Genomic DNA, 23,784 nt, shown 5'->3' with positions numbered 1-23,784 from the left:
GGGCCGGTGCCATCAGGCGCCGGCCCTCCGGCCGTTCCCGGCCGGGTCAGGGCCCTACGGGTCCGGGGGCCCGGGGTCCCGCTCCCCCGTCGGCCGCTCCCCCGTCAGGCGTTCTCCTGTCAGGCGTTCTCCCGTCAGACGTTCCACCTCCTGGCGGATCAGCTCCGCCGAGCGGGAGCGCGCCGATGCCAGCAGCCCCAGCACCGCGCGGTGCTCCTCCAGCGCCCGCTCCGGGCCCGCCGTGCGCTCCAGCCGCCCCGCCCGCGCCCACTGGGCGGTGATCGCGCCCTCCAGCAGCCCCGGCGGGCCCTCCTCGGCCCGCCGGTAGTGGGCCACGGCCGCCCGCAGCCGGGCCGGTGAACCGGTGCGCCGGGCCAGCAGTGCCGAGGCCACCGCCCGGTACCACCAGGCGTACGCGGCCAGCTCCGGGTCGCCGGTCTCCCGGGCGGCGGCGCCCAGCGCCCACTCCGCCTCGTGGAGGTCGGCGATGGCACCGTCCGCGCGGAACCGCTCGATACAGGCATGGCCCAGGAGCGCCCGTCGGCGCGGCAGCTCGGGGTCGGCGGCGGCGGTCTCCTCGATCGCGCCGCGCAGCGCCCGTACCGCCCCGTGGACATCGGTCGGGTTCTCCTTGTCCACGCCCCGCTCGGTGAGCTGGCGGCCGAGTGCGGTGAGCACCGAGGGGCGGCCGGGGTCGGTCCAGGGGAGCAGCGGCAGGGCCTCGGTCCAGGCGGCGATGGCGGAGTCGCGGTGGGCCCAGCCGCCGGTGGTGAGATACCGCTGTTCCAGCAGGGAGGCCATCCGCAGCAGGATGTGCGCCTGGGTGTCCTCGTCGCCCCCGGCGTTGCGCCGGGCCTGGTCCAGGGCCTGGAGGATCCGGAGCCGGGTGTCGTCGTCGGGGTGTTCGTCGGCGAACTCGATGGCGTCGGCGTAGTCCAGCCAGACCCGGCACAGCTCGGCGGGGCCGACGGCGTCCCAGTCGATGCCGTCGATGCCGGTGTGCAGATCGTGGCCGGCGCTCTCGGCGTAGGCGCGGGCGGTGGCGAGGTCGGTTCTGCGGGGGCGCACCGGGCCCTCGCCCCGGTGGTGGCGGGCCAGCTCCAGCAGGAGTCCGCCCCGTATCAGCAGCGCCGACTCGTACCGTTCGTCGGTGCGCAGCTCGGTCAGGGTCTCGGGGGCGGTCTCCTCGGTCAGCAGCCGGACCACGCCGATGGCGGTGTCCAGGGTGGTGGTGAACCAGTCGCCGGGGGCGGTGGGGGTGGTAGGGGCCGTGGGATCGCTGACACCTGTGGGGCCTGTGGTGCCGGTGGGGCTGCTCAGGGCATAGGGGGCGCCGAGGACGGCGAGCCGCCGCAGGACCCGGATACGGGCGGAGGCGGCGTGTTCCCGCAGGCCGCCGTGGTGGTCCCCGGCGGGGGTGTCGGTGAGTTCGGCGAGGCTGCTGTCGGCGGCGGCGAGCAGGACGGCGGCGACCGGTTCGGGTTCGTCGCCGGCCTGGACCCAGGCCCACTCGGGGACGAGTTTGGTGGGCAGGCGTTCGCTGGTCACCTCGTCGGCCATGGCCTCCAGCACCCGGGCGAGGGTGAGATGGCCCCGGGGCGGGCCGCCCGCGATGGCGTTCTGGGCGGCGTCCAGGGCCTCGGGCAGATCCTCCGGCAGGGGCCGGACCAGCCAGCGGCGGAGCAGGGCCCCGGCGAGTTCCTCGTACAGCCCGGCGCGTTCGGTTGCGCGCCGCTCGGTCTGGGCGGCGGTGCCGAGGAGGGCGATGGCGGCGTCGAGGTCCCGTACGGTGCCGTGCTCGGTGTAGTGGGCGAGGCAGACCCGGGCGCGGGCCAGCAGTCCGGCGGGGCCCTCCCGGGCGGGCCGTCCGGGGAGGACTCCGGGGCGCTCGGTGCCGAGCCGGCGCAGGACCTGGGTGGAGATCTGGGCGAAGGAGAGCGGTCCGTGGTCGTCGGGGCCGACCGGGGCGGGCGGCGGGGGGTCGGGGTCGACGGAGCCGGTGAGGAAGGCGGCGGCCATGGCGGGGAAGTTGCGGACGGTCCGGCCGTAGCGCGCTTCGACGTACTCGGAGCAGTACTTGAGCACCAGGGCGGCGCTGCCGGGGCCGAGCCGTCCGAGGAGTTCCTCCCGTACCCCGTCGAGGAAGGTGTAGGAGGGGCCGCCGTCCTCGGGGCCCGGGCCGTCGGGGTCGCGCCGGAGCAGGCCGCTGAGCAGCACCTCGGCGAGGACGTCGGGGCCGCTGCGCTGGAGGGTGGCGCGCTGGACGAGCCGCATCACGGGCAGCATCAGCGGTGCGGCGGAGAGATGGACGACCAGCTGGGCGGCGGCGGGCGAGGCGGTCCGGCGGAAGCGGCGGACGCGTTCGGCCGGGTCGAGACGGCGGGCGGCGCGGGTGCGGGCGGTGGCGGGCCGGTGGCGGCGGAGCACGATCCCGGCGGCGGCGTGCAGGGTCTGTCCGGTGCCGCCGGCGATCAGCCGGGTCCAGGACTCGACGGAGGAGCGGCGCAGCGCCAGCACGGGTACGGGGATGCCCCGGGGGACGGCGGTGCCCTCGCGGGGGGTGAACTCCAGCCGTCCGGCGGGGCCCTCGCGGCGGCGGAGCACCCCGGGGTGGGCGGGGAGGTGGGTACGGTCCCACATCCGCTGGGGCAGCGGCTGGACGACGGCGACGGGGGCGGTGGTGGCCCAGGTGTGGAGGAGCCGCTGCATCCGGCCGCTGCGCCACAGGGGTCCGGCGCAGTCGCTGAGGACGAGGGTGATGCGGCGTCCGGTGGGGTCGCCGATGCTGCCGGGGAGGGGGGCGTCCTCGTGGACGCGGTGGACGACGACCTCGCGGAAGGCGCCGGAGCGTTCGCTGATCCTGCGGAGTTCGTCCAGGGCGTCCCGCCAGACGACGGTGGAGCTGGACTCGTCCATGACGAGGGCGAGCCGGGCCTCGCGGCGGCGGCGGCCGGTGAGGACGGGCAGGACGAGCCCGGTGTCGGCGGCGCGGTCGGCGGTGGCGGTCTCGTCGAGGATCCGGTGGGCGGGGCGCAGCGGGGGCCGGTAGCGCTGGAGGGGGCGCAGGGCGCGTTCGAGGGCGGGGGCGTCGGGGAGGGCGGCGGGGGCGGGGACCTTGATGCGGCGCATGACGGCGCCGGGGGGTGCGGTGGTGCCGGGTCCCGGCCGGCCGGAGGCGTAGAGCCCGACGGGGGTACGGGGGGAGGGCGCGGGGCGCGGTGCGGTGGGGAGTGCGGGGTCGGTGGTGCCGTCACGGACGGGGTCGGTGCCGTCGGTGGTGGCGGGGGTGCCGGGGGGTGTGCCGGGCCGGGCGCCGGTGGGTGGGGTCGGGGGGACATGGCGGGCCAGCCAGAGGGCGTCGGCGAGTTCCTCGGCGGTGGGGGCGAGCCCGGCGTCGCGCATCCGGCGGATCAGGGCGACCAGTGGGTCGGTGGGGCCGGTGGGGGCCGGTGGCCCGGGTACGGGGTCCGTGCCGGGGCCGGGAGATCCGCCCGGAGGTGGTCCGCCGGGAGATCCGCCGGAAGGTGGTCCGCCGGGAAGTCCACCGGGGCGCCGTGAACGGCGTGAGGGGGTCATGGTTCACCACCGCGGGAGGTCTCGGTACGGGGGCACGGGTCAGCTCCGGCGGGTGTCGAGGGGGCGCATCAGCAGCCCGGCGATCTCCTCGCGGCGGCCGGGTTCGGTGCGCACGGTGTGCTGGGTGAGGTAGATGGCGTTGAGGAGCTGGTCGGTGGGGCGGAGTTCGCCGTCGCCGTCCTCGCTGGTGAAGCGGCCGATCAGATCGAGGTTGCGTTCATCGGCGCCGGTGCCGAAGTGGGCCTGGACCATGGCGGCGAGCCGTTCGTCGCGGGGCGGGTCGAGATGGAGGTGGATGCAGCGGCGCAGCAGCGGGGCGGGGAAGTCCCGTTCGCCGTTGCTGGTCATGAGGATGAAGGGGAAGGCGTGGCAGCGGATCCGGCCGCCCCGGACCGGGACCCGGCGGCCGTCGTCGGTGAGGACGCGGACCTCGTGCCCGCCGGGGCGGTCGGCGGCGCGCTCCAGCTCGGGCAGGGCGAACTCGCCCTCCTCGACCACATTGAGCAGGTCGTTGGGGAGGTCGATATCGCTCTTGTCGAGTTCGTCGATGAGCAGCACGCGGGGCAGTTCGGCGGGGAGCAGCGCGGTGCCGAGGGGGCCGAGGCGGATGTAGCGGCCGATGTCGTCGCTCTCGCCGCTCCCCGGCGGGGTGTCACCGGTGGGGCCAGCAGGGCTGGTGGGGCCGGGGTGGTGGCGGCGGTCGGCGAGCTGGGCGTCCTGGAGCCGGCCGATGGCGTCGTAGGTGTAGAGGCCGTCCTTGAGTTCGGTACGGCTGACGACGGGCCACTGGAGGACCCGGCCGAGGCCGAGTTCATGGGCGACGGAGTGGGCGAGGGTGGATTTGCCGGAGCCGGGCTCCCCGGTGACCAGGAGGGGGCGGCGGAGATAGAGGGCGGCGTTGATCAGCTCCAGGGTGCGGGAGTCCTGTGCGGGCGGGGCGCCGACCCGGGCGCCGAGGCGGCGCAGCGAGGAGGCGTCGATGGGGGGTACGGGGCCGGGGAGCGGCTCCCCGGAGAAGGCCCGCCAGGGCGGGGGCGGCGGCAGGGCACGTATCCGCTGGGGATCCGGTGCTCCGACGCCCCGGTAGATCAGCCAGTCGTCCATCGCTCGCTCCTCAGTGACGGTCGGGGGACCGGACGCGGGCAACGCCGGTTATGTACCCACGCCCCCGTCCTCCCATGGCTGACGGCGGCGATCTCTTGCGGCTCTCCCCAGGGACACCTCATGGCGCCCTCATGGGGAGTCCACGGGTCCGCCGTCGTCGGCGGGGAGGGGGCGGCCCGGGTCGTCGTAGAGGAGGGCCACGGACTCGGCCCAGTGGCCGCCGTCGCGGGTGCCGCTGATGTCGTCCCTGATACGTCTGAGGCGGTCGGGGAGTTCGACGGGGTCGGCGGTCCGTTCGAGGAGCCGGGCGGCGCCGTCGTGGAAGCGTTCGCAGAAGTCGTCGCACCCGTGGTCGGGGTGGCCGTCGGTGTGCCAGAGGGCGATCCCGCAGCCGGCGGTGAGCGCCAGGCCGATGGCGCGGCGGCCGACGCCGCTGCCCGCCGGGCGGCAGAGGACGGGGACGGCGCGGGCGGACATCTCCTGGAAGTGGCGGGGTCTCGGGAGCTGTCTCGGTGGGGGCGTGCGCAGCGCGACGAGGGCTCCCGCGCGCTCCATCGCCCGCCACCGGCGGAGCCAGACGGGGTCCGGTTCGCCTCGTCTGGCGATATCACGGAGGACCACCGTCCGCCGTACCCCGACATACGCCGGTTGGTGCAGCCGGGCCATCTCGGTGAGCTGCCAGCGGTGGACGGCGGTGTCGAAGTGGTCGGCGGGCAGCGCGACCTCCAGGGGGGCCGGGGCGCCGGGCGCGTCGACGGTGGCGAAGACCTCCGCGAGCGGGCCGCGCAGCCGGCGGACGAGGTCACCGGCGGGGGTGCCCTCGCCGGTCTGGTCCTCGTGGAGGGGTTCGTTGAGATCGATCCCGTCGTCGACCCGGATGCGCCAGTAGAAGCGGGCCCCGGCGGGTCCGGCGCCCAGCACCTGGTCGAGTTCGACCACGACCACGGCGCAGCCGTCGCCGGCCCGGGGGTAGCGGGCGACGGCCGGGACATCGCCCGGGGCGACCGGGGCGGGGGTGAGGCCGGGGGGCAGGGTGGCCTGGGTGACGACGGTGTGGACGATCCGGGGGACGTCCTGGAGGCGGCGGTCCACCCAGCCGGCGAGGGCGGCGGCGTCCCCGCCCCGGGCGCGCTCGTACTCCACCACGAGCTGGAGGTAGTGGAGGGCGGCGATGGCGGCCACCGGCTGGCCGGCCTCGTAGAGCAGTCCATGGCCGTCGCGCCAGGCGTAGGGGAGCAGCTGGCCGGGGGGTGCGGCGACCCCGCCCCGGGCCTTGCGGGCGAGTTCGGCGACGGGCCGGATGCCGTCCGGCGGGGGGACGGTGGCGAGCAGCCCGAGGGCCTCCCGGCGGTCGCGGGGGCTCCACTGGTCGCCGCCGGTGTGCACCCCGGCGCCGGGGAGCTGGTGCTGGCGCTCCACCCAGTTGTGGCCGGTGATCTTCGGTGACTGTCCGTGCCAGCGGTCGTGGCCGGCGATCAGCGGCTGGTAGACGGTGCCGAAGCGGCGCAGGGCGGTGACGGCGACGGCGGTGCCGCCGTCGCGCCCGGCCCGCCGTGACTTGAGGACGCCGACGACCGCGCCGGTGTGGGCGTCGAGGACGGGGGAGCCGGAGCCACCCGGGGGGAACTCGGTCTCGGGGCGGAAGCGGAGGCCGTGGTCGTCGTCGAAGCCATTGACCCGGGCGGTGGCCTTCCAGCGGACGGCCCGGCCGCCGTCCTCGGGGCGGTATCCCTGGACGACGCCCCGGCCGCCGGGGTGGTCGGTGCGGTCGCTGAGCCAGACGCACTCGTGCTCCAGGCCCGGCTCCAGGACCCGGACCAGGGCGAGGTCCTGGGCGACGGGGATGCGCTGCTCGGGGCGGGGCTCGCCGTCGAGGAGCCAGCAGTCGAGCCGGGCGGGGAGGATCTCGCCCCCGGCGACCTCGCTGCCGCAGATGCCGAAGATCCGGGCGCGGTCGCCGCGTATCTGGGGGGCGAGGACATGGGCGCAGGTCAGGATGGTTCCGGGGGCGACGAAGAAGCCGGTGCCCCAGAGCGCGGAGCCGTCCTGGGCCAGGGCGCGCAGCTGGACGGTGGCGGCGCGGGCGAGGGCGTCGATGACGGGGTCGGCGTCGCTCATGGGGATTCCTGCGGGCCTTGCGAGCCTTGCGGGCCCGGGGTGGTGTGCGGGGTGCGCTGTACGGGCGGGGTGTGCGGCGTGTGCCGGTCGGGCGGGGGGTGCTGATCGGCCCGGTACCAGGTGAGGGTGACCTGGACGGAGGTCTTGGCCTCCCCCGACGCGAGCACCGCGAGCGCCCCACCGGACTTGGCCGCCAGCTCGATCCCGAAGGTGACGGACGCCTCGTCGGGCCGGGCGGCGGAGGCGGCGGCGAGCACCGAGGCGCCGACCCCGGCGATCAGCTCCTCCAGCTGCCGTACCCGGGCGGTGGCGGCCTGGACGAAGCCCACGTCCTCGTCGTCCTCCCCGTATCCGCCGTATCCGCCGCCCTCGGTGGAGAGCCGGGCGTGCACCACGGCGCCCCCGGGCAGCTCGATCCGCTGGACGCGTCCGCTCATGGCTTCCCCCGCCGCTCGTCGGAGAACTCCCCCGGTATGTACCGCACCTGGGCGCCGGTTGAACGGACGGAAGCGGGCGCGAGCCGACCCGGCCCTCACCGTAGGCTTCCCGGCCCTCACCGTAGGCTTGAGGAGTAGTCCCCCACCCCTTTCCAGGAGCATGTCTTGTACTTCACCGATCGCGGCATCGAGGAGCTGGCGAAGCGGCGCGGCGAGGAGGAGGTCACCTTCGAGTGGCTGGCCGAGCAGCTGCGGACCTTCGTCGACCTCAACCCCGACTTCGAGGTCCCGGTGGAACGCCTGGCGACCTGGCTGGCCCGCCTGGACGACGAGGACGACGAGGAGTGACCCGCCGCTGACCGGCGGCCTCGGGCCGGGTCCGCCGGAAGGCGTCAGCGCCAGGGGTCGCGCCGCAGGGTCAGTGCGCCGTTGAGGAGCAGGGCCGCGCCCGCGACCAGCCAGCCCGGGTCGTGGCGGCGTACCCCGTGGAGGAGGGCCGGGACCCCCGCCACGAGCTGGGCCGCGCCGAGGGCCCGTACCCCGCCGACCGGCTCGCGCTCCCGCAGCCAGTGGTCGAGCCCCTCCTCCACCGCGTGCAGCTCCGCCCGGACCGCGTCGCGCCAGCCCGCCCACTCGACCGGCTCCGCCCCCGCGCCCCGCGCGGCCGACCGCAGCCGGTCGCCCGCATCCCCGGGGGCCAGCCCGCCGGGCAGCCGCAGCCCCGTCCTGGCCAGGACCGCGACCAGACCGAGCAGGCGCGCACGGGCGTCCGAGGCGTTGTCCGCACGGGTGAGCGGTTCCAGGGACTGCACATCGAGTACGGGGTCCAGCCCCAGCCGCGCGGCGAAGGTGTGGATGGCCTCGTCCTCGCCCGCCGGAGTGCCGTCGGTGAGCCAGACGTACCCCACCGGTCTGCGGAAGCCGGAGGCCAGGGTGAATCCGGCCCGTTCGGCGTCCCACCAGAGGGCGAGCACCGGCCGGTTGGTGGCGACCGAGACGGCCGAGGCCCAGCCGCCGAGGACCCGGTCGACCGGCTCCCCCGCCTCCAGCCAGGGCTTTCCCTCCGGGATCAGGACGCTCCAGCCCTCACCCGCCGGGGCGAGCAACTGCCGCTCGCGCAGCAGCTGGGCGGGTGGCCGTACGGAGGAGGGCTCGGCCCGGCAGAGCAGCAGTGCGCCCACGGGCGTCGTGTTCTGGGAAGTCACATCCTTCACGCTAGGGCAGTTTGCCCCGCTACGGCGGCTTATGGCCGTGCGACCGGCTCCACCCGTCCCCGGCACAGCCCTGAAGGCGACCTCTTGACACGGCCCACTCGCGATATATCGTATCGAGCAGTAGACGCGATATGTTGCGTCGGTTCCAGCTGGCCGCAGAAAGGTGCTCCGCGATGCCCCCCGTATTCGCCCATGGCCGTCTGCGTCTGTATCTGCTGAAGCTGCTGGACGAGTCCCCCCGCCATGGATACGAGGTGATCCGGCTGCTGGAGGAGCGTTTCCACGGGCTGTACGCGCCCTCCGCCGGCACGGTCTACCCCCGCCTCGCCAAGCTGGAGGCGGAGGGCCTGGTCACCCACACCACCGAGGGCGGGCGCAAGGTCTACTCCCTCACCGACACCGGCCGCGAGGAGCTGGCCCGGCGCGGCGGGGAGCTGGCCGTGCTGGAGCTGGAGATCCGGGAGGCGGTCGCCGAGCTGGCCGCCGAGATCCGTGAGGACGCCCAGCAGGCCCGCCGGGAGATGCAGCGCATCACCCGGGAGCTTCAGGAGCAGGTCCAGGACCACTTCGCGCGGGGCGACTGGCCCAGCGGGATCCGTGAGGGGCTGAGCGAGCTGACGGCCAGGCTCAGCGGGCTCTCCCAGCAGGGGATGGCCTGGATGACGGAGAAGCCGGAGCCGGAGAAGCGGAAGAAGCCGGAGAAGCAGGGGGAGCAGGAGAGGCCGGAGCCCTCGGCCACCGCCGGGACGGCCCCTCAGGCGGAAGCGGAGACAGAAGCGGGGACGGAAGCGGCGGCGGGGGCCGGCTGGGCCGGGGACATCCCCGCCACCGGCGACCCGGCCCGGGATCTGGAGCGGCTGCTCGACCGCTTCCGGGACGACATCCGGGACGCGGCCCGGGACCACGGGGTGAGCGGCCCCCAGCTCGCCGGGGCCCACCGCCGGCTCGCCGAGGCCGCCACCGGGATCGTGGCGTCACTGACCCACCCCGGAGGGACCACCGGCACGGGTACGGTCGGCTGACCGGTCGGCCTGTCGGCCGGTCAGGGCCTCACCCCGTCGTCAGCACGATCTTCCCGAACAGCTCGCCGCTCTCCATCCGGACGAACCCCTCACGGGCCCGGTCCAGCGGCAGCACCTCGTCGATGACCGGCCGCACCCCCGTCGCCGCACAGAAGGACAGCAGGTCCTCCAGCTCGTCCCGGGTGCCCATGGTCGAGCCCACCACCCGTAGCTCCAGAAAGAAGATCCTGGTCAGCTCGGCATGGGAGGGCCGGTCCCCGCTGGTCGCCCCCGAGATCACCAGCGTGCCCCCGGGCCGCAGCGACTTCACCGAGTGGGACCAGGTGGCCGCCCCCACCGTCTCGATCACCGCGTCCACCCGGTGCGGCAGCCGCTCCCCCGGCGCGAACGCCTCCACCGCCCCGAGCTGCACCGCCCGCGCCCGCTTGGCCCCGTCGCGGCTGGTGGCGTACATCCGCAGCCCGGCGGCCCGCCCCAGCACGATCGCGGCGGTGGCCACTCCCCCGCCCGCGCCCTGCACCAGGACCGAGTCCCCGGGCCGTACCCCGGCGTTGGTGAAGAGCATCCGGTACGCGGTGAGCCAGGCCGTGGGCAGACAGGCGGCCTCCGCGAAGCTCAGCTCCGGCGGCTTGGGCAGCACATTCCACGCCGGTACGGAGACCTGCTCCGCGAAGGTCCCCTGATAGCGCTCGGTGAGGATGGAACGCGGCTCGTCCGGGCCGACACCATGGCCGGTCTGGCCGATGACGGAGTGCACCACCACCTCCCGCCCCTCGGCGTCGACCCCCGCCGCGTCACAGCCGAGGATCATCGGCAGCCGCTCCGCGGGGAGTCCCACCCCGCGCAGGGACCAGAGGTCATGGTGGTTGAGGGAGGCGGCACGGACCGTCACGGTGGTCCAGCCCGGCCGGTCCACCGGGGCGGGACGCTCCCCGAGTTCCAGTCCCCCGAGCGGGTCGTCACGGTCGATACGGGCGGCATAGGCGGCGAACATGGCCCGACCCTAGGCCGCGTCGGCGGGTGACGGAACGACGCCGGGGTGTGACCCACGCCGCGCCCCGGACCTCACCGGGCCCGGACCCCATCGCGCCCCGGGGCACGCGGGGCCCGGACCCACCACCCCGTACCGCACCGCCTCGTACCGCCCCCGCACCCGCCGCGGGGCCGTCCCCGGACAGCGGAACGGGCCCCGCCGCGTGGCGGGGCCCGTCCGGTGCCGGAACACCCCGGCTCAGCGCCGGGCCACGCCCTCGGCGCGGGCGGCGGCGGCCACCGCGGCCGTCACCGCCGGGGCGACCCGCTCGTCGAAGGGCGAGGGGATCACATGGTCGGCGGAGAGTTCATCGCTGATCACATCGGCCAGCGCAGTGGCCGCCGCGATCTTCATCCCCTCGGTGATCCGGGCCGCCCGCACCTGGAGCGCGCCCGCGAAGATGCCGGGGAAGGCCAGCACATTGTTGATCTGGTTGGGGAAGTCGCTGCGCCCGGTGGCCACCACGGCCGCGTACTTGTGCGCGACATCGGGGTGGATCTCCGGGGTGGGGTTGGCCATGGCGAAGACAAAGGCGCCCGGGGCCATGGAGGCGACGGCCGACTCGGCCACGGTGCCACCGGAGACGCCGATGAAGACATCCGCGCCCGCCAGCGCCGACTCCAGCGAGCCGGTGAGCCCGGCCCGGTTGGTCAGCTCGGCCAGCTCCCGCTTGACCGGGTTCAGGTCCTCGCGGTCCCGGCTGACGATGCCCTTGCGGTCGGCCACGGCCACATCGCCGACCCCGGCCGCCAGCAGGAACTTGGCGATGGCGACACCCGCCGCGCCCGCGCCGGAGATCACCGCGCGCAGGGAGCCCAGCTCCCGCCCGGTGAGCTTGGCCGCGTTGCGCAGGGCCGCGAGGGTCACCACCGCGGTGCCGTGCTGGTCGTCGTGGAAGACCGGGATGTCCAGCCGCTCCTGGAGCCTGCGCTCGATCTCGAAGCAGCGCGGGGCCGAGATGTCCTCCAGATTCACCCCACCGAAGGACGGGCCGAGACGGACAACGGTTTCGACGATCTCATCCGTGTCGGTGGTGGCGAGCGCGATCGGGACCGCGTCCACGCCGCCGAACTGCTTGAAGAGGATCGCCTTGCCCTCCATCACGGGGAGCGATGCCTCCGGGCCGATGTCACCGAGGCCGAGCACCGCGGTGCCGTCCGTGACCACCGCGACCACCTGCGACTTCCAGGTGTAGTCATGGACCAGCTCGGGCTGTTCGGCGATAGCGCTGCACACCTTGGCGACACCGGGTGTGTAGGCGAGGGACAGATCGTCCCTGTTCCGGACCGGCACCGTGGCCTGCACGGCCATCTTGCCGCCCCGGTGCAGGGCGAAGGCCGGATCGAAGGGCTCCTGGGGAGCGCTCTCCGCGCCGCCCTGGGTGTCCTCTTCGGCGCTCTCGCTGCCGCTCGGTGGATTGACGATCTCCGCTGCCATCTGTAGTGACCCCTTGTTTCTTCAATGTCGAGGGTTTCCGCTCCTGGTCAAGGAGGGGTGGGCGGGCACCGTGTCCGTGCCCCGCCGTCGCGGTTGAGCCGCCTGGCGGGGGGATGGAACGGACACGCGGGCACGCCGCACACGTGCCCTGAGCCCCGGATGAGGGGTGCAAGGATCCTTCTTACCCGACCTGACCGCCGGGGACGAGTCCAATATCCACAGCTGACATGACTCGTCTCCGATTTCAGGACACGTCGGCTACGCACCTTCTTTCTGGTCCGCAACACGCTACATGCCGAAGAACTTCCGGTCGGAAGCGGGCATTCCCGTGAAAGGTCCGGTCATGTGGGACCGGACACACGGAGGCCGGGGGTGTCCCGTTACCCGATTTTGACATGCTTGGCCCCCTGAACGGGCTAGTCCGAATGGCAAGATGCCGAAAACACTCAAGGTCGCACCCCTCGACGACGAGGACGCGATCGGGTTACGACCAGGAAATGGCAGCTCCCTGACACGCCGGAGGACAACCACATGACCGCACGCACCACGCGCCTGAAGACCGCCCGGGGGACCCGGAAGCCCGTGAACTCCCGGATCGCCGCGGTCGGCGCCATCGCGGTCGCCGGCGCCCTGCTGCTGACCGGCTGCGGCGACCAGACGGACAAGAACGAACCGAGCGACAAGGTCACCCCCGGGGATGCCGCGTCGGCCGAAAGCGGGAACAAGCTCCACGCGATGCTGCCGCAGAGCATCCGCGACAAGGGAGTGATCCGGGTCGGTTCGGACATTGCGTACCCACCGGTTGAATTCAAGGATGATTCGGGCAAGACCGTGGGGATCGACCCGGATATCGCCGACGCCCTCGGCAAGGAACTGGGGGTGAAGTTCGAGTTCCAGAACGGCACCTTCGACACCCTGATCACGGGTCTGCGTTCGCAGCGGTACGACATCGCCATGTCGGCCATGACGGACACCAAGGACCGGCAGAACGGTGTGGACTCCGAGACCGGCAAGAAGGTCGGCGAGGGCATCGACTTCGTCGACTACTTCACCGCCGGTGTCTCCATCTACACCCCGAAGGGCAAGGACCAGGGGATCACCACCTGGGCCGACCTCTGCGGCAAGAAGATCGCCCTCCAGCGCGGCACGGTCTCCGAGGACCTCGCCAAGGACCAGAGCAAGAAGTGCGGCTCCAAGGGCAAGATCTCCATCGAGGCGTACGACAACGACCTGGAGGCCCAGACCCGGCTGCGCGCGGGCGGCGCCGACGCCGGTTCCGCCGACTTCCCGGTGGCCGCGTACGCGGTGAAGAACTCCGGCGGCGGCAAGGACTTCCAGCTGGTGGGCGAGCAGGTGGAGGCCGCCCCGTACGGCATCGCCATCGCCAAGGACGACACCCAGCTGCGGGACGCCATCCAGGCGGCACTGGAAGCGATCATCAAGAACGGCGAGTACAAGAAGGTCGTCGACAAGTGGGGCGTCGCCGAGGGCGCGGTGACCGAGGCCAAGGTCAACGGCGGCTCCTGACGCCCCGGACCGGGCCGCCACCGCTCGGCGGCCCGGTCCGCGGCCGGGGCCCCGGGCCCGTATCCCACCGGCCCCGGCCCCGTATCCCACTCGCCATCGAAAGGCTCAAGGCTCCCTGTGACTGCCGACCTCAGAAAGACGGGCCCCGACGACGCGCCCCCGCCGCCCCCCGCCGGACCCGAGGCCATCAAGGCCATTCCGGTCCGCCACTACGGCCGATACCTCTCCGCCGTGGTCGCGATCGGCCTCTTCGGGACGATCGTCTATGCCTTCTCCCAGGGCAGGATCAACTGGGGTGCCGTCCCCGACTACTTCTTCGACGACCGGATCATCGACGGCGTCAAGGAGACCCTGTTCCTGACGGTGCTCTCGATGACCATCGGCATCGTGGGCGGCATCCTGCTGGCCGTGATGCGGCTCTCCAAGAACCCCGTCACCTCCTCCATCGCCTGGTTCTACATCTGGTTCTTCCGGGGCACCCCGGTCCTGGTCCAGCTCTTCGTCTGGTTCAACCTGGGCCTGGTCTTCGAGACCGTCAACTTCGGCTTCTACCAGGACGAGTGGTCGGACTTCATGACCCCGCTCCTCACCGCGCTGCTGGGGCTCGGGCTCAATGAGGCCGCCTATATGGCGGAGATCTGCCGTGCCGGTCTGCTCTCGGTGGACGAGGGCCAGACCGAGGCCTCCCACGCGCTGGGCATGAGCCACGCCAAGACCCTGCGCCGGATCGTGATCCCGCAGGCGATGCGGGTGATCGTGCCGCCGACGGGCAACGAGGTCATCAATATGCTGAAGACGACCTCCCTGGTGGCCGTCGTCCAGTTCACCGAACTCCTGCGGCAGGCCCAGAACATCGGCCAGACCTCCGGCGCCCCGGTGGAGATGCTCTTTGTCGCCGCCGCCTGGTATCTGGTCCTCACCTCCATCCTGAGCGTGGGCCAGTACTACCTGGAGCGGTACTACGCCCGCGGCTCCACCCGGAATCTGCCGCCGACCCCGTTCCAGAAGATCAAGTCGTCGGTGTTCTCCGTGCGCCGCCCGAAGGGAGTCTCCGCATGAGCGGTCACGCCATGGTCAAGGCGGAGGGCGTCCACAAGTCCTACGGCGCGATCGAAGTCCTCAAGGGCATCGACCTGGAGGTCGCCCCGCGCGAGGTCTTCTGTCTGATCGGCCCCTCCGGCTCCGGGAAGTCGACCTTCCTCCGCTGTATCAACCATCTGGAGAAGATCAACGCCGGCCGGCTCTACGTCGACGGCGAGCTGGTCGGCTACCGCCAGAAGGGTGACCGGCTGTACGAGCTGAAGGACAGCGAGGTCGCCCTCAAGCGCCGGGACATCGGCATGGTCTTCCAGCAGTTCAACCTCTTCCCGCACATGACCGCGGTGGAGAATGTGATGGAGGCACCGGTCCAGGTCAGGGGCGAGTCCAGGGCATCGGCCCGGGCCCGCGCCCTTCAGCTGCTCGACCGGGTGGGCCTCGGCGACAAGGCGGGCAACTACCCCGCCCAGCTCTCCGGCGGCCAGCAGCAGCGGGTGGCCATCGCCCGCGCGCTGGCGATGGAGCCCAAGCTGATGCTCTTCGACGAGCCGACCTCGGCGCTCGACCCCGAGCTGGTCGGCGATGTCCTCGATGTGATGCGCGGACTGGCCGAGGACGGGATGACGATGGTGGTCGTCACCCATGAGATGGGCTTCGCCCGCGAGGTCGGCGACGCGCTGGTCTTCATGGACGGCGGGGTGGTGGTCGAGGCCGGCCATCCGCGCGATGTGCTCACCAACCCGCAGCACGACCGGACCAAGTCGTTCCTGTCCAAGGTCCTCTGATCCACGGCCTTCCGGCCGGGGACGAACCGGACCGGGTACGGGACGCAGCGCGAAGGGCGGTACGGGAGATCCGTACCGCCCTTCGCCGTGCCCGGGGCCGGCCGCCCGGTCAGCGCACCGCCATGACCATGGTGTCGGTGGGCGAGGCCCAGACCGCCCGCGCCTCGGCGAAGCCGACCGTCCGCAGCGTCTCGGTGTGCCAGGCGAGCGAGGGGGTGTCCCCGTCGGCGTGCTCCCCGTAGATCTCGAACCGGCGGGCGGTGGGCACGGCCAGCACCGGATCCTTCCCGGCCAGCGCCCACCAGTCGGCCCAGTCCAGCGCGCCGGCCTCCTTGGCGCGCGCCTGGAGGGCATGGCGCCGGTCCCGCTCGGCGGCGTTGATCCGCGGGGTGGTGAGGTCGACCATGTGGTCCGCGTTCAGGAACACCCCGCCCTCCCGGACCACCCCCGCGATCCGCCGGTACAGCGTGGCGAGCGGACCGGAGAAGAGCCAGTGCAGGGCGGTGGCGGTGAGCACCGCGTCGTACTCCCGGTGCGGCAGCGCCTCCGTCCAGCCGGGGTCGGTGAGGTCCGCCTCGACCAGGGTGACCCGCCCGTCCCCGGCGAAGGTGCCCCGGGCGATGGTCAGCAGGGCCGGGTCGAGGTCGACACCGACGCTCTCGGCCTCGGGGAACCTTCGCAGCAGCCGGTCCGTAATACTTCCCGTACCGCAGGCGAGGTCGAGCACCCGGGGCCGGGGGCCCACGGTGGCCTCCACCATGTCCAGCATCACCCGGAACCGCTCCTCACGGTCCGGCATGTACCACTCCTGCTGCCGGTCCCAGCTCTCCTGCCAGGCCCGCCAGTCCGTGCCGTGCGCCGTTTCCGTCACCGGAACCCCTCCACTCGTAATACCCTGCAATGAGGAACGACTATTACGCCTCCCTGTCAGCACTGTCAACGCCCCCGGTAAGGACTACAAGTGGAACTGGTCTATTACTCGGACTATGCCGTACGCCTGGTCAACACCGAGGAGCCCGGCCGCAACAAGGACTCCCTCACCTCCGTCGACGCGGTACGGGAGCTGTTCGGCCCCTCCATGCAGGCCGCCCGCCGGGCCACGGACGCCGATGTCACCCGCTTCCGTTCGGTACGGGGAAGGCTGCGGGCGGTCTTCACGGCGGCGGACGCCGGGGACGAGAGCCACGCCGTCGACCTGCTGAACTCGCTGCTGCTGGAGTTCCCCGTCAGCCCGCAGATCTCCGGGCACGACTTCCGGGACGAGGACGGCCGCCCCAAGTGGCACATGCACCTCGCCGACCACCCCTCCAACGCCACCGCCGGGTACGCGGCCATCGCCGCGATGGGGCTCGCCTTCCATCTCACCGAGCACGGCGTCGACCGGCTCGGCCTCTGCCAGGCCGCCCCCTGCCGCAACGCCTATCTGGACACCTCCACCAACCGCTCCCGCCGCTACTGCTCGGACCGGTGCGCCACCCGCGCCAATGTGGCGGCCTACCGGGCGCGCAAGCGGCTGGAGGCGGAGCGGTCGCGGACCACCGGGCGCAGCGCCGAGCAGAGCCAGGACAGCAGCGCGCCCACCGAGCGCTGATCCGGGTCGCGGGGGCGGTAGCGCGCCCGTACCCGGCCGAGGAGCAGCTGTGGGGGGACCGCGCCGAAGCTCCGGCTGTCCCCTTCGGCGCCGGGGTTGTCCCCAAGCACCCACCAGCCGGCGGGGCGCCGTTCCACGACCCGTTTGACGATCAGCAGATCCTGCTGGAACGGATGGCGCAGCACGGCGATGTCGCCGGGCCGCACGGGGGCGCCGTACCGCACAAGGAGCCGGTCGCCGTGGCGGAGGGTGGGGTACATGGACGGCCCGGTCACCTCGGCGACCCCGAGGGGCACCAGGGGCTCCGTGGACGTCCCGGCCGCCGGGGGTGCCGTCGGCTCCCGCCCGTACTCGGTCATGCGCACCCACCTCCCGGCACCACCCTAAGGCCGCCGCGCGGGAGCTTCCCGGGGCGGCGGCGCGGGGCCTTCCGCCGGCAGCCGGTCCGGGCCGCCGGGTGACCGGCACGGGGGATCGGCCGTCGGTCCGATACCGTCCCGGACTTTCGGCCTAAGCATCAGGGGGCGCTCGCGAAATCGGCTCTCTCACGGAGTAATGTCCCACCTGAGAAGACGATCACGAGGAAGGACGGCGCCTATGCTCTCCCGTCTGTTTGCCCCCAAGGTCAAGGTCAGCGCCCATTGCGACCTCCCCTGCGGTGTCTACGACCCGGCCCAGGCCCGTGTCGAGGCCGAATCGGTCAAGGCCGTGCAGGAGAAGTATCTGGCCAACGAGGACCCGCACTTCCGGGCCCGCGCGACGGTCATCAAGGAGCAGCGCGCGGAGCTGGCCAAGCACCATGTCTCGGTGCTGTGGAGCGACTACTTCAAGCCCCCGCACTTCGAGAAGTTCCCCGAGCTGCACACGCTCGTGAACGACACCCTGAAGGCCCTCTCGGCCGCGAAGGCGTCCACCGACCCGAAGACGGGCGAGAAGGCGCTGGAGCTGATCGCCGAGATCGACCGCATCTTCTGGGAGACGAAGAAGGGCTGAGCTGCCTTCTCTCCGCGTGGCCGGAGCGGCCCGGTCCCCTGTCGGGGGCCGGGCCGCTCTCCGTTGTCCCGGCGGCCCCGTCCTCCGCGGTCCGTGGTTGCTCCACCCGGGTGAGGCGGGTCCGAGGGTCGGCCGGGAGCGGGGAGAGTGGGGGCCGGCACCGGAAACGGCGCCGCGATCACAAGGAGTCGGGATGCGCTGGACGGTCCACGGAGAGCGGCAGATCTACGGAAATCACTGGGTCAATCTCTGGCTGGCGGACGTTCAGCAGCCCGATGGGCTCCGTTTTGAGCACCATGTGGTGCGGATGCGGCATCTGGCGGTGGCCGCGGTGGTGGACCGGGGGCGGGTGCTGATGATGTGGCGGCACCGCTTCATCACCGACACCTGGGGGTGGGAGCTGCCGATGGGGCTGATCGAGGCGGGTGAGACCCCGCTGGAGACGGCCGCGCGGGAGGTCGAGGAGGAGACGGGGTGGCGGCCCGGTCCGCTGCGGCCCCTGGTGTACGCACAGCCCGCGAACGGGATCACCGACTCGGAGCACCATGTCTTCCGGGCCGACGGCGCGCACTGGTCGGGTCCTCCGGTCGAGCGCAATGAGTCGGACCGGATCGAGTGGGTGCCGCTGGGCGAGGTGCGGGGGATGATCGACCGGCGGGAGATCGTCAGCGGCGGCAGTCTGCTGGGGCTGCTCTATCTGCTGCTGGACGAGGCCCAGAAGGCCCAGGAGGGCGGCTGAGCGGCCGGCGGGCCCGGGGTGGCGGCCCGGTGGCCTCCGTGGGGCCCGGTGGCGGCCGGGCGTACGGGGTGGGTCGTACGGGGTGACGTCGTACGGGGTTGTACAGGGGTTGTACGGGTCGGGTTGTACGGGTCGGGTTGTCCGGGGGTTCAGGCCGCGGGGGCGGTCAGCAGCGGGCTGCGGTGGCGCAGCAGCCACTGCCGGTAGGCCACGGCGGCCGCGGCGACATCGCGATAGGCGGCGAGGAGGTCCTCGTACACCTCCACGTACCGCTGCTCGGTCTCCTGAGGGGTGCACAGCAGCAGCCGGACGGCGAGCGGGTCCCCGCGCAGCGGCCGGATCGCCATGTTCTCGCCGGCGCCGGAGGTGGGCTGGCAGGGGGCGACCACCTCGCCCGCGGCGACCAGGGAGGCGGCCGTGTGGTAGTCGCCGTGGAGGATGAACGGGTCGATACCGGCCTCATGGAGCACCCGGCGCAGTCCGTCCCACTCGCCGTCGACGGTGGGGTCGACGATCCAGCGGTCCTCGGCGAGGTCGGCGAGTTCCACCTCGGGCGCGGCGGCGAAGGGGTGGTCCCGCGCCAGACAGACGAACTGGGGTTCCCGCTCCACCAGGACCCGGACCGCGAGTCCGTCGGGGATGGTGAGTGGACAGCCCTCCACCTCATGGACGAAGGCGACGTCCAGCCGTCCCGCCGCGACCATCCGCAGCAGGGAGTTGGCCGAGACGTCCATATGGAGGGAGATATCGGTACCGGACAGTCGTTGCCGCAGTCGGCCCAGCCAGCCCGCGAGGGCGCGGCTGGCGGTGGAGCCGATGCGCAGCCCCGGGTCTCCGGAGCGGGCGGCGGCGGCCTGGGCCTCGACAACAAGGGCGGTCATATCGGCCACCAGGGGCCGGGCGCGGGTGAGGACGGCACGGCCCACCGGGGTGGGCCGGCAGCCGGAGCGCTCGCGCCAGAAGAGTTCCGCGCCGAGCGCGTTCTCTATCCGTCTCAGCTGGGTGGTCAGTGAGGGTTGACTGACGCCCAGTTGTCGGGCCGCCTTGTGCAGACTGCCGGTGTCCGCGATGGCGCACAGGGCGCGCAGATGCCTGACTTCGAGCTGCATGACCAGAGAGTAGGTCTGGTTCCAGCCGTCACACCAGAGACATGGTCCGGGCACCACGGGAGGACATTGGACGACATGGACATGACGATTCTCTGATGTTATCGCTGGTTGGCATCTCCCGGCCCGGGGTCGGCTCCTTGAGACTCGCCGTACCGAATCCGTTCGGACCACAAGGAGTACCCCCCACATGCGTCACACCAGAATCGCCCTCTCCGCCGCCCTCGGTGCCGCGCTGGCCGCGTCGCTGGGCGCGGTCCCCGCCTCCGCCGCCACCGCGCCCGAGGCCGGTCCCTCCTACGCCGCGTACGAGGGCTCCAAGGAGGACCGCAAGGCGACCGAGGCGTTCTTCAAGGCCGTCGTGAAGTCGGTGGCCGAGAAGCGGAAGGCCAACCCGGCCGCCCGGGTGATCACCGTCACCTACAACGCGTCGGGTGCCCCCACCTACCGCGCCCAGATAGCCCGTTCCACCCACATATGGAACAGCTCGGTCAGCAACATCCGGCTCCAGGAGGGGGCCAACCCGAGCTTCCGCTACTACGAGGGCAATGACTCCCGGGGCTCGTACGCGAGCACCGACGGCCGCGGCCGGGGCTACATCTTCCTCGACCACCGGCAGAACCAGCAGTACAACTCGTACCGCGTGACCTCCCATGAGACCGGCCATGTGCTCGGCCTCCCGGACAACTACCGCGGCCCGTGCTCCGAGCTGATGTCGGGCGGCGGCGCCGGCACCTCGTGCACCAACGCCACGCCGAACGCGGCCGAGCGCAACCGCGTCAACGCCCTGTGGGCCCGTGGTCTCGCGGGGGCGCTGAAGCAGGTCTCCTGACGACCTGACCCCTTCCTGACCGGAGGGCGCCCCGCCGAAGCCGCGGCGGGGCGTCCTTCCGTGCGTTCTTCCGTGCGTTCTTCCGTACGCTCTTCCGCGCGCCCTTCCGTGCGTTCGGGGCGCCGCCCCTCAGGCGTCGGCTCAGGCGTCGGCCGGATGGAAGGCACCCGGTTCGACACCCGCCGGGAGCTGCTCCCGGATCCGGGCGAACGCCCGGTCGAAGTCGCCCCCGGCGACACCCGCCTCAAAGGCCGCCCCGCCGTAATGGAGGGTCAGATTGAGGTCGGCGCGGTCCAGCGCGCCCTCGGAACGCAGCTCACCGAGGGTCAGCAGACAGCTGAGCGTGGCCCGTTCGACGGCGCCGTCCGCATGGAGCGGGACGGGTATGTCCCACTCCAGTACACAGGCGGAGAGCAGTACGCCCTCCGCTCCGACGGCCTCCAGGGCGGACAGGCTCGCCCCTTCGTACTCAACACCCCTGATGCGCGTACGCAGTTGCGGTCCGCGCGCCGCGATCGTGACCGCTTCCGCGCCCCGGCGGTCGCGGTACCAGCCCGCCCAGACTTCAGTCGACTCCGATGACATGGCGCGGACTGTAGCGGTACGCGCGGCCACGCTGAACAGCAGGGATGGTTCAGACCACGTTGGGGCCCGCGCCGGGGGGCGCGCCGGAGCCCTTCCCGGGCGGCCCGGACCGGCCTCCGGAGCCATGGGCCGCCTCCCGGGGGGCCCGGACCCCCGCCCGTGCGGGCGGGAGGTCGAAGGCCGTGCAGTCGGCGTTACGGCAGGGGCCGGGGCCCCAGGAGGGGACAAAGGCCCCCAGGGTCTTGCGTCGTGTGATGACCGTGCCCACGGGCTCTCCGCAGACCGGACACTGCTGCCCGGCCCGCGGCCCGCGTCCATCGCTGCCCATGCGTCCAGCGTACGGCGGCCGGACCGCGACGGACAGCCGACTCCGGTGTCGGCGCCGGCGCTGGTGCCGGTGCCGGTCAGCGCTCCCGGCGGTAGGTGCGCAGGACCACACCGTTGTCGAAGGAGCGCAGCGACTCCAGGGCGAACTCGTCGATCCGGAAGTCCGCGGCGAACATCGGCATACCGGTGCCCAGGATCACCGGATAGGTCTTGATGATCAGCTCGTCCACCTCGTCCCGGAGCTGTCCGGCGAGGTTCGCCCCGCCGCAGAGGTAGATGTCGAGGCCGTCCTCGGCCTTCAGCTCGCGCACCCGGGCGACGACATCGCCGCAGACGATCTCGATCGCCGGGTCGGGGGCCTCGGTGATGCTGCGGGAGACCACCAGCTCCCGCAGATGGGCGTAGGGACGGACAATGCCCTCCGCCAGGCCGACGTCATAGCTGCCACGGCCCTGGATCACCGTGTCGAAGCGGGTGACCGGCTGGTCGTCGACACCGAAGAGGCGCCGGGCGGCGGTGGGCAGGGTGTCGGCACTCTCGGTCCGCACGAGGTCGAGGTACTCGCCCTTCACAAAGCGGCTGAAGAAGGAGGCTTCCCCGTCGGGGGCGCCGATGAAGCCATCGATGGAGACGGCGACGTAGTAGCTGAGCTTGCGCAAACCGGTCCTTTTCATCGGGGAGCAGTGGGTGCCGCCGGGAGGGGCGGCGGTGGCCGGAGACCCCCCGAGGAGTCCTCGCGGACTCCGGAGGCATCCGACCACTCCGCATATAGTGCTTCACCCGTAGTGGTTTGACAAGAGGGGCACACGAGGAAACGGCGACCGGTCCAGATGCCCGGCCCGGAGACGGGCTCGGGCGACCGACCCGGCGCCCGCCCCCGGGGCGTGCGGCCGGTCAGCGATTACGGCCGGTCAGCGATTACGGCGGGTGACGAACTCGGCCAGGGCCAGCAGATCCTCCGCCGCCGCCGGGTCGGGGACCGCCCGGGACAGCTGCTGCACCGCCCCGGCCATCCGGTCCGCCGCCTGCGCCTGGGCCCACTCCCGGGCCCCCGCCCGCTCCACCGCGTCCGCGGCGCGGCGGATGTCCGGGCCGGTCAGCGGGGTGCGGTACAGCGCGGCCAGCTCCTCCCCCGCCGGGGTGCCGGAGCAGAGCGCGGCCACCACCGGCAGCGACTTCTTGTGCGCGGCCAGATCCGCCCCCGCGGGCTTCCCGGTCCGCCCCGGGTCGCCCCAGATGCCGATCAGATCGTCGATCAGCTGGAAGGCCAGCCCGGCCTCCCGGCCGAAGCCGTCCATCGCCTCGGTCCGCTCCAGGTCCGCCCCCGCGTACAGCGCCCCCAGCGCGCAGGCGCAGCCCAGCAGGGCGCCGGTCTTGGCGGTGGCCATCTCCACACACTCGTCCAGGGTGACCTCCTGGGGCCCGCGCTCCTCGAAGGCGCAGTCGGCCTGCTGGCCCGCGCACAGCTCGATGACACAGGTGGAGAGCCGCCCGGCCGCCGCCGCCGAGGCCGGGTGCGGATCCTCCGCGAGAATCCGCAGCGCCAGGGAGAACAGGGCGTCACCGGCGATGATGGCGTCCGCCGTGCCGAAGACCGTCCAGGCGGTGGGGCGGTGTCTGCGGGTCGGGTCCCGGTCGATGACATCGTCGTGGAGCAGGGTGAAGTTGTGCGCCAGCTCCACGGCGACGGCGGCGGAGACGGCCCCGGCGGGATCCCCGCCCAGCGCCCGCGCGGCCGCCAGCACCAGCGCCGGCCTGATCGCCTTTCCCGCCGAACCGGCGGTCGGGGCGCCCTCGGCGTCCTCCCAGCCGAAGTGGTACATCGCGATCCGGCGCAGCGCACCGGGCAGGGTCTCCAGGGCGGAGCGCAGCGCGGGATCGACGACCCCCCGGGCACGGTCCAGCAGATCGAGGGCGATACGGGCCTCAGCGGCCTCCGGCATGGTCAACGGGGTGTCCTTCCGTACGCGCGCGGGACGGGTTCACGGTCCACGACAGGGTGCGGGGCCCTGCCCCGGCCACCGGCGGCGCCGGCCGAACCGACCGACATGGCCGGACCAACCGGCACGATCGAACCAACCGACATGGGGCGCTCCTCTCGATCACGCGTTTGGGCAGCGGGTCACACGTTCGCCGTCGACCCGCGAGAGAAGCCTTTCAGCACGGAGAGTTCTCGCACCATTACACAAACGGATGGGATTACTTCCCCACCGGCGGGGCAGTCACATCAGAATTCCGCGAATCTCCCAGTGAATGACCGGATCGGCTCGCACGTAAACCGAACACACGGCTCCGGATGGGGAGTTGCAGTAAAAGCTGT

23 protein-coding genes are annotated in these 23,784 nt (G+C 72.8%); 9 read left to right on the top strand and 14 right to left on the bottom strand.

All coding sequences use genetic code 11. The annotated features are described in order from the left end of the window. Positions 1–54: 54 nt before the first annotated feature. The 4 genes from ABT354_RS08235 to ABT354_RS08220 form a co-directional block, all read right to left on the bottom strand. Positions 55–3,402, bottom strand: coding sequence for an SAV_2336 N-terminal domain-related protein (locus ABT354_RS08235; protein ID WP_351490630.1), 3,348 nt, complete (start codon positions 3,400–3,402; stop codon positions 55–57). A gap of 213 nt (positions 3,403–3,615) precedes the next feature. Further along, complete coding sequence (locus tag ABT354_RS08230; RefSeq protein WP_351490628.1) at positions 3,616–4,680, bottom strand: AAA family ATPase; 1,065 nt, start codon at positions 4,678–4,680, stop codon at positions 3,616–3,618. A gap of 129 nt (positions 4,681–4,809) precedes the next feature. Then, complete coding sequence (locus ABT354_RS08225) at positions 4,810–6,798, bottom strand: VMAP-C domain-containing protein (RefSeq protein WP_351490626.1); 1,989 nt, start codon at positions 6,796–6,798, stop codon at positions 4,810–4,812. Further along, entirely contained in the window at positions 6,795–7,235 is a 441-nt protein-coding gene (locus ABT354_RS08220; protein WP_351490623.1) for a CU044_2847 family protein, read from the bottom strand. The genes ABT354_RS08225 and ABT354_RS08220 overlap by 4 nt, the downstream gene beginning before the upstream one ends. 165 nt (positions 7,236–7,400) lie before the next feature. On the opposite strand from ABT354_RS08220, the gene ABT354_RS08215 reads away from it, so the two are divergent. Continuing rightward, positions 7,401–7,583, top strand: coding sequence for a DUF6104 family protein (locus ABT354_RS08215; RefSeq protein ID WP_351490621.1), 183 nt, complete (start codon positions 7,401–7,403; stop codon positions 7,581–7,583). Between the two features lie 44 nt (positions 7,584–7,627). Here ABT354_RS08215 and ABT354_RS08210 read toward each other — a convergent pair whose 3' ends face one another. Continuing rightward, on the bottom strand, positions 7,628–8,440 hold the full coding sequence (locus tag ABT354_RS08210) for a hypothetical protein (protein ID WP_351490618.1): 813 nt from the start codon (positions 8,438–8,440) through the stop codon (positions 7,628–7,630). A 182-nt stretch (positions 8,441–8,622) separates the two neighbouring features. Here ABT354_RS08210 and ABT354_RS08205 point away from each other — a divergent pair, with 182 nt between their 5' ends. Then, positions 8,623–9,471: a PadR family transcriptional regulator gene (locus ABT354_RS08205; RefSeq protein ID WP_351490616.1), complete on the top strand. Its 849-nt coding sequence runs from the start codon at positions 8,623–8,625 to the stop codon at positions 9,469–9,471. A 28-nt stretch (positions 9,472–9,499) separates the two neighbouring features. Here ABT354_RS08205 and ABT354_RS08200 read toward each other — a convergent pair whose 3' ends face one another. Next, positions 9,500–10,465, bottom strand: a complete 966-nt coding sequence (locus tag ABT354_RS08200; RefSeq protein ID WP_351490614.1) for a zinc-binding dehydrogenase — start codon at positions 10,463–10,465, stop codon at positions 9,500–9,502. Positions 10,466–10,702: 237 nt separating this feature from the next. Continuing rightward, complete coding sequence (locus ABT354_RS08195) at positions 10,703–11,941, bottom strand: NAD(P)-dependent malic enzyme (protein WP_351490611.1); 1,239 nt, start codon at positions 11,939–11,941, stop codon at positions 10,703–10,705. A gap of 531 nt (positions 11,942–12,472) precedes the next feature. Here ABT354_RS08195 and ABT354_RS08190 point away from each other — a divergent pair. The 3 genes from ABT354_RS08190 (at position 12,473) to ABT354_RS08180 (ending at position 15,291) form a co-directional block, all read left to right on the top strand. Next, positions 12,473–13,468 carry an ABC transporter substrate-binding protein gene (locus tag ABT354_RS08190; RefSeq protein ID WP_351490609.1) on the top strand — a complete coding sequence of 332 codons (996 nt, stop codon included), beginning with the start codon at positions 12,473–12,475 and terminating at the stop codon, positions 13,466–13,468. 117 nt (positions 13,469–13,585) lie between these two features. After that, complete coding sequence (locus ABT354_RS08185; RefSeq protein WP_351490607.1) at positions 13,586–14,527, top strand: amino acid ABC transporter permease; 942 nt, start codon at positions 13,586–13,588, stop codon at positions 14,525–14,527. Further along, entirely contained in the window at positions 14,524–15,291 is a 768-nt protein-coding gene (locus ABT354_RS08180) for an amino acid ABC transporter ATP-binding protein (protein ID WP_351490605.1), read from the top strand. Before ABT354_RS08185 ends, ABT354_RS08180 begins: the two co-directional genes overlap by 4 nt. Positions 15,292–15,400: 109 nt before the next feature. Here the strand turns inward: ABT354_RS08180 and ABT354_RS08175 are convergent, their stop codons facing one another. Then, positions 15,401–16,090: a class I SAM-dependent methyltransferase gene (locus ABT354_RS08175; protein ID WP_502983369.1), complete on the bottom strand. Its 690-nt coding sequence runs from the start codon at positions 16,088–16,090 to the stop codon at positions 15,401–15,403. Positions 16,091–16,252: 162 nt separating this feature from the next. On the opposite strand from ABT354_RS08175, the gene ABT354_RS08170 reads away from it, so the two are divergent. Further along, positions 16,253–16,882 (top strand): CGNR zinc finger domain-containing protein, encoded by a 630-nt coding sequence (locus tag ABT354_RS08170; protein ID WP_351490601.1) that lies wholly within the window; start codon positions 16,253–16,255, stop codon positions 16,880–16,882. On the opposite strand, the gene sodX is transcribed toward ABT354_RS08170, so the two are convergent. Further along, positions 16,786–17,241, bottom strand: a complete 456-nt coding sequence (gene sodX, locus ABT354_RS08165) for a nickel-type superoxide dismutase maturation protease (protein WP_351490599.1) — start codon at positions 17,239–17,241, stop codon at positions 16,786–16,788. The genes ABT354_RS08170 and sodX overlap by 97 nt on opposite strands. A 238-nt stretch (positions 17,242–17,479) precedes the next feature. On the opposite strand from sodX, the gene sodN reads away from it, so the two are divergent. Both sodN and ABT354_RS08155 read left to right on the top strand, forming a co-directional pair. Then, positions 17,480–17,875 (top strand): superoxide dismutase, Ni, encoded by a 396-nt coding sequence (gene sodN / locus ABT354_RS08160; RefSeq protein ID WP_351490597.1) that lies wholly within the window; start codon positions 17,480–17,482, stop codon positions 17,873–17,875. Between the two features lie 193 nt (positions 17,876–18,068). Beyond that, the gene (locus tag ABT354_RS08155) at positions 18,069–18,614 is read left to right on the top strand and encodes an NUDIX hydrolase (RefSeq protein ID WP_351490596.1); all 546 of its coding nucleotides are present in this window, start codon (positions 18,069–18,071) and stop codon (positions 18,612–18,614) included. 149 nt (positions 18,615–18,763) lie between these two features. Here ABT354_RS08155 and ABT354_RS08150 read toward each other — a convergent pair whose 3' ends face one another. Continuing rightward, positions 18,764–19,723: a LysR family transcriptional regulator gene (locus ABT354_RS08150; protein ID WP_351490594.1), complete on the bottom strand. Its 960-nt coding sequence runs from the start codon at positions 19,721–19,723 to the stop codon at positions 18,764–18,766. Positions 19,724–19,910: 187 nt separating this feature from the next. Here ABT354_RS08150 and snpA point away from each other — a divergent pair, with 187 nt between their 5' ends. Further along, on the top strand, positions 19,911–20,552 hold the full coding sequence (gene snpA, locus ABT354_RS08145) for a snapalysin (RefSeq protein WP_351490592.1): 642 nt from the start codon (positions 19,911–19,913) through the stop codon (positions 20,550–20,552). 141 nt (positions 20,553–20,693) lie between these two features. Here snpA and ABT354_RS08140 read toward each other — a convergent pair whose 3' ends face one another. The 4 genes from ABT354_RS08140 to ABT354_RS08125 form a co-directional block, all read right to left on the bottom strand. Further along, positions 20,694–21,137 (bottom strand): DUF6304 family protein, encoded by a 444-nt coding sequence (locus ABT354_RS08140; RefSeq protein ID WP_351490590.1) that lies wholly within the window; start codon positions 21,135–21,137, stop codon positions 20,694–20,696. Positions 21,138–21,186: 49 nt separating this feature from the next. Further along, positions 21,187–21,465, bottom strand: a complete 279-nt coding sequence (locus ABT354_RS08135) for a hypothetical protein (protein WP_351490588.1) — start codon at positions 21,463–21,465, stop codon at positions 21,187–21,189. 76 nt (positions 21,466–21,541) lie between these two features. Then, positions 21,542–22,123 (bottom strand): dihydrofolate reductase family protein, encoded by a 582-nt coding sequence (locus ABT354_RS08130; RefSeq protein WP_351490586.1) that lies wholly within the window; start codon positions 22,121–22,123, stop codon positions 21,542–21,544. A 252-nt stretch (positions 22,124–22,375) separates the two neighbouring features. Continuing rightward, positions 22,376–23,407, bottom strand: coding sequence for a family 2 encapsulin nanocompartment cargo protein polyprenyl transferase (locus tag ABT354_RS08125; RefSeq protein WP_351490584.1), 1,032 nt, complete (start codon positions 23,405–23,407; stop codon positions 22,376–22,378). Between the last annotated feature and the right edge of the window lie 377 nt (positions 23,408–23,784).

Source organism: Streptomyces sp. NPDC000594, assembly GCF_040299965.1.
GTDB lineage: Bacteria > Actinomycetota > Actinomycetes > Streptomycetales > Streptomycetaceae > Streptomyces.
Note: the sequence above shows the minus strand (reverse complement) of the source record. Positions and strands in the feature narration are given on the sequence as shown.

What these genes read in the sequence shown, in the direction of transcription:
- ABT354_RS08235 (WP_351490630.1), bottom strand. Translation starts at nt 3,402, where the DNA reads ATGCGCGACGCCGGGCTCGCCCCCACCGCCGAGGAACTCGCCGACGCC.
- ABT354_RS08230 (WP_351490628.1), bottom strand. Translation starts at nt 4,680, where the DNA reads ATGGACGACTGGCTGATCTACCGGGGCGTCGGAGCACCGGATCCCCAG.
- ABT354_RS08225 (WP_351490626.1), bottom strand. Translation starts at nt 6,798, where the DNA reads ATGAGCGACGCCGACCCCGTCATCGACGCCCTCGCCCGCGCCGCCACC.
- ABT354_RS08220 (WP_351490623.1), bottom strand. Translation starts at nt 7,235, where the DNA reads ATGAGCGGACGCGTCCAGCGGATCGAGCTGCCCGGGGGCGCCGTGGTG.
- ABT354_RS08205 (WP_351490616.1), top strand. Translation starts at nt 8,623, where the DNA reads ATGCCCCCCGTATTCGCCCATGGCCGTCTGCGTCTGTATCTGCTGAAG.
- ABT354_RS08200 (WP_351490614.1), bottom strand. Translation starts at nt 10,465, where the DNA reads ATGTTCGCCGCCTATGCCGCCCGTATCGACCGTGACGACCCGCTCGGG.
- ABT354_RS08195 (WP_351490611.1), bottom strand. Translation starts at nt 11,941, where the DNA reads ATGGCAGCGGAGATCGTCAATCCACCGAGCGGCAGCGAGAGCGCCGAA.
- ABT354_RS08190 (WP_351490609.1), top strand. Translation starts at nt 12,473, where the DNA reads ATGACCGCACGCACCACGCGCCTGAAGACCGCCCGGGGGACCCGGAAG.
- ABT354_RS08180 (WP_351490605.1), top strand. Translation starts at nt 14,524, where the DNA reads ATGAGCGGTCACGCCATGGTCAAGGCGGAGGGCGTCCACAAGTCCTAC.
- ABT354_RS08175 (WP_502983369.1), bottom strand. Translation starts at nt 16,090, where the DNA reads ATGCCGGACCGTGAGGAGCGGTTCCGGGTGATGCTGGACATGGTGGAG.
- sodX (WP_351490599.1), bottom strand. Translation starts at nt 17,241, where the DNA reads ATGACCGAGTACGGGCGGGAGCCGACGGCACCCCCGGCGGCCGGGACG.
- sodN (WP_351490597.1), top strand. Translation starts at nt 17,480, where the DNA reads ATGCTCTCCCGTCTGTTTGCCCCCAAGGTCAAGGTCAGCGCCCATTGC.
- ABT354_RS08155 (WP_351490596.1), top strand. Translation starts at nt 18,069, where the DNA reads ATGCGCTGGACGGTCCACGGAGAGCGGCAGATCTACGGAAATCACTGG.
- ABT354_RS08150 (WP_351490594.1), bottom strand. Translation starts at nt 19,723, where the DNA reads ATGCAGCTCGAAGTCAGGCATCTGCGCGCCCTGTGCGCCATCGCGGAC.
- snpA (WP_351490592.1), top strand. Translation starts at nt 19,911, where the DNA reads ATGCGTCACACCAGAATCGCCCTCTCCGCCGCCCTCGGTGCCGCGCTG.
- ABT354_RS08140 (WP_351490590.1), bottom strand. Translation starts at nt 21,137, where the DNA reads ATGTCATCGGAGTCGACTGAAGTCTGGGCGGGCTGGTACCGCGACCGC.
- ABT354_RS08135 (WP_351490588.1), bottom strand. Translation starts at nt 21,465, where the DNA reads ATGGGCAGCGATGGACGCGGGCCGCGGGCCGGGCAGCAGTGTCCGGTC.
- ABT354_RS08125 (WP_351490584.1), bottom strand. Translation starts at nt 23,407, where the DNA reads ATGCCGGAGGCCGCTGAGGCCCGTATCGCCCTCGATCTGCTGGACCGT.